Annotated in this window: 5 protein-coding genes; all 5 read left to right on the forward strand. The window is 59.0% G+C overall.

Annotated features, from left to right (window positions below; genetic code table 11):
* Positions 1-86 precede the first annotated feature (86 nt).
* The 5 genes from R0J92_RS11360 (at position 87) to R0J92_RS11380 (ending at position 6,606) form a co-directional block, all read left to right on the forward strand.
* Positions 87-869, forward strand: coding sequence for a hypothetical protein (locus R0J92_RS11360; protein WP_411051755.1), 783 nt, complete (start codon positions 87-89; stop codon positions 867-869).
* Entirely contained in the window at positions 869-3,061 is a 2,193-nt protein-coding gene (locus R0J92_RS11365; protein WP_411051756.1) for a hypothetical protein, read from the forward strand. The genes R0J92_RS11360 and R0J92_RS11365 overlap by 1 nt, the downstream gene beginning before the upstream one ends.
* A gap of 8 nt (positions 3,062-3,069) precedes the next feature.
* Positions 3,070-4,044 carry a TniB family NTP-binding protein gene (locus R0J92_RS11370; RefSeq protein WP_411051757.1) on the forward strand — a complete coding sequence of 325 codons (975 nt, stop codon included), beginning with the start codon at positions 3,070-3,072 and terminating at the stop codon, positions 4,042-4,044.
* 2 nt (positions 4,045-4,046) lie between these two features.
* Positions 4,047-5,516 (forward strand): TniQ family protein, encoded by a 1,470-nt coding sequence (locus R0J92_RS11375; RefSeq protein WP_411051758.1) that lies wholly within the window; start codon positions 4,047-4,049, stop codon positions 5,514-5,516.
* Positions 5,517-6,357: 841 nt separating this feature from the next.
* A complete protein-coding gene (locus R0J92_RS11380) occupies positions 6,358-6,606 on the forward strand; it encodes a hypothetical protein (RefSeq protein WP_411051759.1) in 249 nt (82 codons plus the stop codon).
* The last annotated feature ends 226 nt before the right edge of the window (positions 6,607-6,832 follow it).

A 6,832-nucleotide genomic window follows, 5' to 3' on the forward strand; every position in this document is an offset into this window, starting at 1 on the left:
AACTTCACCCCATCAATACGACATGCAGGCCAACCGGATTCTGAGTGGATCGGGACCGGTCTCCCTGTGCCTAGAGAGAAGAACTAATGCAGAACGACGAGAACAACTCTATCAACCATTCCTCCACAACCCACGTGAACGGATCGGTCTTCTCGAGCACTCAGATGGACGAGAACAGCTCCGTCAAGAGCGAGGCTCCCCACAATCCGCAACCGCGCAAGCCTCTCCGCAGTCGCGCAAAACGCGCGATCCCTAAGTCGACGAAAAAGCACTTCGTCGGCGAGTTGGTCTTCCACCGGGGTGAGAGCCGACAGCGTCTCGGCTTCGCGAGCTTGTATGAACACAACGCTGCCCTGTGCTTCATCTACCGTCCTGACTTCCTGGACATTGAAGAACAGCTGGCATCGCTGCCGTTCGTCTTGCCCAACGGTAAGCCTTCGGAGCACTTCTTCGATTTCAGGGTGACATTCCAAGGTGGTCGCCGCGTCTGCATTTCGGTGAAGCCGGAACGTATCGCGCAGACATACATGTATCGTACGACGATGGCCTGCATCCGCCAGGCGGCCATCGGCAATATCTGCGATGATGTCCGGACTGTCACCGAACGGAACATCAATCCCATCGAGCTGCACAATGCGAAGCTCTTTCACTCGGCGCGCGACCCTGAGCCAGCACTTGATGCCTACGTCCGCAAGTGTCTGCGTTCTCTTGAAGGTCCGATCAGCATTGCTGACTTCCTCACCGGCATTGGCGTCGCCGGAGAGGGCTTTCGCAGCGTCGCACGAGCCATCCGGTTCGGCAACGCGAAGCTGTTTTGCCCGCACAAGATCACTGGGCGCACCATGATCGTTCGAGGGGAGTCTGCCTGATGGCCTTCCCCTTCAAGAAGAAAATCAAGGTCCTTCTCGAAAAGGGTTGCGACTTTCAGATCGGCGTTCGGAAAGGCCGCGTGCTCGAACTGCGCCCGGAAGGCTATCATGTCTTCTGGGAGGAATGGTGCGATCCCGACGGTGGCGAGTGCCACGAGAGCGCGGTCAGCATTTATGGCTACGACGCCGTTGTCACGGACAACAACTACGGCACGCTGCAGATCTTGAAACGTCCTCTGGCACAGCCGACGGCCCGCGAGCGGATCCGTCGCAGCGAGCGTGTCGTGACAGAGGTCGCCCGTCAGAAGTTCCGTAAGCAGCATGTCTTGGCGATCCAAGATATGTTGGATGCTGGCGAACTCGATCTTGTTCGAGATGACTTCTGCAACAAGATCGTGAGCATCGTGGCGAACGGTGCCAAGTGTTACAGTGAGTACCTGGCCGCCCTGTCCATGCGCGAAGCGAAACGGGGCGGGGCCAGGGTCCAAAAAAGCAAAAAGCACTACGAGCGCGCAGTCGAATTCCACCAGGGGTTCAAGTGCGGGCATACCATGTGGAAATGGTATTGGGCTTGGAAGATCGACGGCGATGATGGCCTGTTCGACAAGTATCGCAACTGCGGCCAGTACAAACGCTATGACGATGCCACCGATACCTTCATCGAGCGTCACCTCCACATGCTTTGGGACCAAGAGCGTCCAACGGTGAAGTCCTTTGTCGAAAGCGTTCAATCCGCAATCGACGCCGAAAACGAGCGCCGTGAACGACTGCCAGTCCCGGCAGCCAAGCTGAAGCGTCCCGGGTACGGGTATATCGCAGACAAGATCCGAGAGCTTGCGCCAATGGATCATGCCCTGCGCAGGAAGAGTCGTGATCAGGCATACAAGGACCTTCACACCCTCGGCATGGGGGTCGAGACTTCGCGCGCTCTGGAGCGCGTCGAGGTCGACGAGTACACGGTCGACCTCTTCGTTCTCATGAAGGAAACTGAACTCTTCGACCACCTGCCTCAGTCCATTAAGAATCTGATCGGTCTCGACGGAAGGGCATGTCGCGTCACCCTGTCCGGCGCCATCGACGTTCACACCCGCTGCTTCCTGGCCCTGCAGATCGTGCCAAATGGCGTCGAGAGCCCGCTCGCCCAGACGCTGGAGATGGTCTACATGGACAAGTCCCCAGTTGCCGACGCGGCTGGTGCGACGTTCGGCTGGCCCATGGCAGGCGCGCCGGAAGCCATCGTGTTCGACCGAGGTGACAAGTACATCACGGACGACGCATATGACATCCTCGCAGATCTCGGCATCACCAACCTCGGCTGTCCTGCAGGCAAGCCTTGGTTGAAGCCGTTTATCGAACGTGTTTTCCGGACAGTTCACAGCGACCTGCTTCTCCGCTTCTCTGGGCGTGCGTTTAGCAATGTTGTCGAGCGTGGGGAAAACGATGGTGGCGCTCGCGCTACTCTGACGCTCGAAACGTTCCTCTGTTGGCTCGTCCGCTGGGTGGTTGATGCCTATCACACCAGGAAACACGACGGGATCGGCATGACCCCGGCCAAGGCGTGGGAGAAGGCGCGCAAAGAATGCCCGCCCCGGTCATTGACCAGTGCCGAAATGCGCGAAGTCTTCGGCGTCAGGTCGCGTCGTAAGCTGTCCCGAAAAGGCGTACGGGTTCACCACATCGACTACCAGTCGGACGCGCTCATGACGATGTTCCTCCGCGAGAAGGTGGATGACGTCGAGATCCTGCGCTGGGATGGAGATATCGGCGCCATCTCGGTCCGCGCAGACAAAGGCCTCTGGCTGACCGTGCCGGCATGCGATGAGAAATGGATCGGCAAGACCGAACTCGACTTGATCGCAGAGCAAGCCGAAGAGACCGATGAAGACGACATTGAGAAGCGCACTCGTCGCAACTGGATCAACAGCGCCAATCGCGAGTCTTATCGCCTGAAGCGGCTGGTCGGCCTCATCACCCTGCCGAAAACTGCCGACGACCTCGCTTATGAGGAACAGCGTTTTATGCGCCACGCAGACACCGCGGAGCGCCGCCGCAAGGCGGGCGAGTATCGCGACCTGATGGGTGACCTCGGTGAGACGTCCGACATCGCGCCCCTCACCCCCACCACCCAAGACGAAAAGGCACCTGTGATCGAGCACGCCACACAGGACAGCAACGACCATACGATGGAGTAACTGAGATTATGGGCAAGACTGCGACTGCGATGCCGACAACGATCACCGAAAAGACTTCCTGGCTGAAGGCGCGCTATTGGCGCTTCGGCGTGGAGGACGAACTCGAGGATCAGTTGTTCGACCTCTTCGAGATTGATGACGAAGGGGGCATGACGGCCCAGCCCCGGATCGACCCGCTGACCGGGGAAAGTGGGGGGCTCATGGTGTTGGGACGGTCTGGGGATGGGAAGACCGCGCTCCTCAAGCGGATGCTGCGCATGAACCTCGTCCTCACCGAGATGACCGACACACAGGAGGGCAACACTCTCTATATTACGGTTCCGCCTGACGCGACCATCAAGAAGCTGGCAGAACTGATCCTGGCGAGGACGGGCTACCGGCGTGTCGTTTCCCGGCTGCGTTCGTCCGACGCCTGGGAGATGGTCATGCATCGCCTGGCCCTTGTGGGGATCCGGACGATTATCATCGACGAATGTCACCACATCTTTCGGCCAGGGCCAGGTCGTGATGTGCCCGGGGCCATCCAGTCCCTGAAGCACATCATGCAGTCTGCAGGCGGCGTGGCCCTGATCATTGCTGGTGTTCCCAGCCTTCGGGATACCATCCTGTCCGAGCCGACCGGAGAGACCTTCCGCCGGTTTCAGGAATTCCACCTTGGCGATATCCAGCCGGGCAGCAAGGCGGCGTCTAATTTTTCGAAGAACATCGCGTATTCCGCCAAGTTTCTTGGGCTCACCATCCCCGACGATAGTGCCCTTGCCGAACGCATCCTACTTGCCAGGCACGGCCAGATCGGGCGCAGTATCGAGCTTGGCAAGAGGATTTTGGCTGACGCCGTCACCCGCAAATGGGAAGAAATCTCGCTGGAGCGGGCCGAGGCCGTCTTTCGCAAGACCGACAAGTGCGTCGGTGTCACGCCTTTCCGCGCGACAGACTGGGAGGCTGTTCAGCGGGAGTTGCAGGCCATCGGGTGGGGACAGTGACCATGCTGTCGCCGATGCTGCCCTTCGATCCGCAAGAGACCCTGCCATCCTACGCTGATCGCCTGTCCATGTACCACACCGGTCGTGGGATGGAGCGGCTCCTCAAGGACTGCGGCATCCACCATGAGCACTTCGTTTCCGGCCGCCCTGAAGCCGTGGCCGGTCTGGCAGAGGCAACCGGACACCCCTCCGCCGATCTCCATCGGAACGCCATTCGGGTGTTTCAGCGCGGTGGTGAGTTCCGTGGGGAGCCGACCTCGAAATCCTTCCTCTTGCCGCAGGCCAAGCGCTATTGCCCCGCCTGCCTTGTCGAAGACGGCAGCCCGACGGATTGGAAGTTTCGCCTGATCTGGGGCTTCCGCCATGTGAAGCGATGCGACAGGCATGGGGTCTGGCTTACGCCGACGAGCAACGCAGTTGCGACCAGCCTCAGGGTCGCCTTGAATGAGGTGCCCATTGCGGTGCCCGTGAACGCCACCGAAGAAACTCTTTCCTATCTCGACTGGCTGCGCGGGCGGCTGGCGGGGGATGGTATCCCTGAGACATCATGGCTGGCTGATCAGACACTCGAACAGGTTCTGGCCGCGTCCGAAATGATTGGCGGCGTCCTACAGCATGGCCACAAGGTCAAGCTGTCCAAGCTGTCCCCGGCAGAGACCGAGGAAGCCACGGATGTCGGTTTCTCGATCTACAGTGAAGGTGCTGACTCAGTTGAGGAAGCTCTGGACACCATCCGCAAGACGTCTCCCGCCAATGCCGTGCAGGCGGGTGCTTTAGCCTACTATGGCGCACTCTTCGACTGGTTGGACCGCCGGAGCAATTCGATTGATCCGGGTCCGATCCGCGACATCCTTCGAAACCATATCGTGAAGCAATCCGCTGTGGAGCCCGGCACCACGGTTCTGGGTGTAGAGATCACCAAACGGCGCTATCACACCCTTTACAGCCTGGCCGCCGCTGTCGGGATTGACCGTCCGCGTCTGTCGCGCCTCCTGAAGAAGCTCGGGGAGATCCCCGCCAATACGACCGAGGTTGACTGCGGGAGGATGGTCTTCGAAGCGGCCACCGCGGTTCCGATGGTCGAGGCGTTCAAGACCGCGGTCCCCTTACGTGATGTCCCTGAGTATCTTGGGGCATCGAAACGCCAGGTCGAAATCCTCTATCGCGAAGGGATCGTTCTGCCGTTAGTGCCCAGATCCGGACCTGGCTCAGTCCGCCATGTTGTCTTCGGCCGGAAGCATCTGGATGAGCTGCTGGCTAGGATTGCCTGTTTGCCAGAAGTTGATCGCTCCAGCGATCGAGATTTCCACCCGATTTCTTACGCCTGCCAGCGTGGGGCGGGTCGCTTCGAACGCCTCTTCACCGAAGTACTTCAGGGGAAAATCCCGGCATTTCGAAGTCCTGACCGAACAGGAGTCGGCGGCATCGTGGTCGATGTCGGCGCCTTGGTTTGCGCGAAAAACGCAGCCTGAACAGACATCGCAGATCTGAAGATCAAGCCCGCTTCGGCGGGCTTTTCCTTTTTGATTTCAAGGCCTCGCGGGATCTTACCCTGATTTTCGCGAGATCCTTGCTCCTGGTCCAAAATGGCGCAAATTAACCCATTGAATATAGGTAGTTTTTCAGATCACATCGAGACAACTTTGGCCCGACTTACAGAGGGTGAAAATCGGGGCAAAGTTGTCTCGAAATCGGGGCAAGGATCCCGCGAAGCTAAGCTTCGAGCAAGATGTAGGGCGCCCGCTGGGCGCCTTCTCCATATGTTGATGTCGCACCCTCTCGTATTGATCGGGCCAAATTTCGGATGACGAGACCATATGGGGCAGCCAAGGTCTGTTTCGAAGGGCTGGGATGCATCCCACCTTCACTCGGCTTTTTAATCATTCCTCCAGGCAGCCGGTCCAGTGAGGCGCTCGGACCGGCCATAAGATCTCGGATGGGTCCACTTAGACGGCGCGCCATCTGCGCTTGTTGACGCCACTGGACTGAGAGGCCGATCGCTTCGGCGAGGCAAGTCATAGAAAGCAGATGAATGCGCAAACGGAAGCATAAGTCTGCGCAAGGGGTGTCAAGGGCGAAACGTACCGCCTCGTGCCCTTGGGCTGCTCTCTGAAGGACGTTGATAGAGGCGCCGGGGCTGATGCTCCGGCGCCTTTTGCGTATAGGGTGGATGTGTGGTTCATGGCATGAAGCGGCGGATCCGGCAGAGGGCCGTTGTGCCCTCCCTATATGAACCTGAGCATGGTGCAGTGGGGCTGGCTTGCGATTGTGCGACCCTGGACACGAGGTCGCTTAGAAGCAGTGGGAACTTCAATGAAGACCATTAAGCCGACGCAAGCTGTCGCTACGATCCTCAGCCGATATCAGCGGCGGAGAAATTGTCAGGTGCCCGTCACAGCAACAGATGTCTACGCCGACACCATTGCTCGCGTCTGTGGAGACGACGTTGACCTCGACCCGGTCGAACGGGGCCTCATCCACCTCAAGCGCCAGAAGGTGATTTCCGGCCGAAGACTGGTCGCGCTTCTTGCTCGCCACCAGCGCGAGATCAGACCTGAGTGACGCCTCCAGGGGGCTTCCTGGGGTGCTGGGCTCAACACCAGCTACGAATACACGAAGCGTCATCGCTCTTGGGATCGAATGGTCTGCTTCAAGGGGACATAGTCACCGCTCACGTCCGGCGCTGCATGACGATCTGCCCTGGCTAGAAGGGGCGTATTTTGTTGAAAAACTCGCCCTTGATTGCAGGGCTCTCGGCTGATTCAATTCCCTTAATAGGTGGGAGGAT

Origin of the sequence: Tritonibacter sp. SIMBA_163 (genome assembly GCF_046535935.1) — a bacterium.
GTDB lineage: Bacteria > Pseudomonadota > Alphaproteobacteria > Rhodobacterales > Rhodobacteraceae > Epibacterium > Epibacterium scottomollicae.

Excerpts from the sequence above, each read along its gene's own strand:
- R0J92_RS11360 (WP_411051755.1), top strand. The coding sequence starts at position 87 with ATGCAGAACGACGAGAACAACTCTATCAACCATTCCTCCACAACCCAC.
- R0J92_RS11365 (WP_411051756.1), top strand. The coding sequence starts at position 869 with ATGGCCTTCCCCTTCAAGAAGAAAATCAAGGTCCTTCTCGAAAAGGGT.
- R0J92_RS11370 (WP_411051757.1), top strand. The coding sequence starts at position 3,070 with ATGGGCAAGACTGCGACTGCGATGCCGACAACGATCACCGAAAAGACT.
- R0J92_RS11375 (WP_411051758.1), top strand. The coding sequence starts at position 4,047 with ATGCTGTCGCCGATGCTGCCCTTCGATCCGCAAGAGACCCTGCCATCC.
- R0J92_RS11380 (WP_411051759.1), top strand. The coding sequence starts at position 6,358 with ATGAAGACCATTAAGCCGACGCAAGCTGTCGCTACGATCCTCAGCCGA.